1 pseudogene is annotated in these 494 nt (G+C 38.5%); it reads right to left on the bottom strand.

The features are described from left to right. Window positions 1–421, bottom strand: a pseudogene (locus KH893_RS11780) (HPr(Ser) kinase/phosphatase); the annotation flags it as partial. Window positions 422–494: the final 73 nt, after the last annotated feature.

Here is a 494-nt window from a genome sequence, read left to right as displayed (position 1 = left end):
GAACTGTCTTTCGTTCCGATAATTGAGCGCCAAGATAGTAAGTCATATTCGAAAGCAAGCGAGAAGAAGTTAAAGAACTGGTTAGAACTGGAATCTGAGCATCTTTAGCCGCTTCAACCAACTCTTCTGGAATTTTTAAATTGGTTGAAATAACAAAAGCCGGCGTTGTTTCGCTTGCCATTTTTTTAAAAACAATCATTTTCCGTTCGTGAGTCATTGTTTTAGCATATTCGGTCTCATTAACACCATATAATTGAACCCGTCGTGGTTCGAAATAATCTAAAAATCCTGTCAACTGTAAACCGGGACGAGCTATGTCAGGAACGGTAATCGGACGCTCTAAATGATTTTCACCCCAAACAACTCGAAGGGCTGTATTTTGAACCAAATCTCTTACTGTTACATTTTGTTGTTCATCCATTATCTAATCCTTTCAGTACTTGTAATCCAACTTTGGGCGAAGCTGAAAACCAAACTCAAAATAAATACCCAGC

It is taken from the genome of Liquorilactobacillus sicerae, from assembly GCF_029916425.1.
GTDB classification, from domain to species: domain Bacteria; phylum Bacillota; class Bacilli; order Lactobacillales; family Lactobacillaceae; genus Liquorilactobacillus; species Liquorilactobacillus sicerae.
This window is presented reverse-complemented; position numbering and strand designations above follow the sequence as displayed.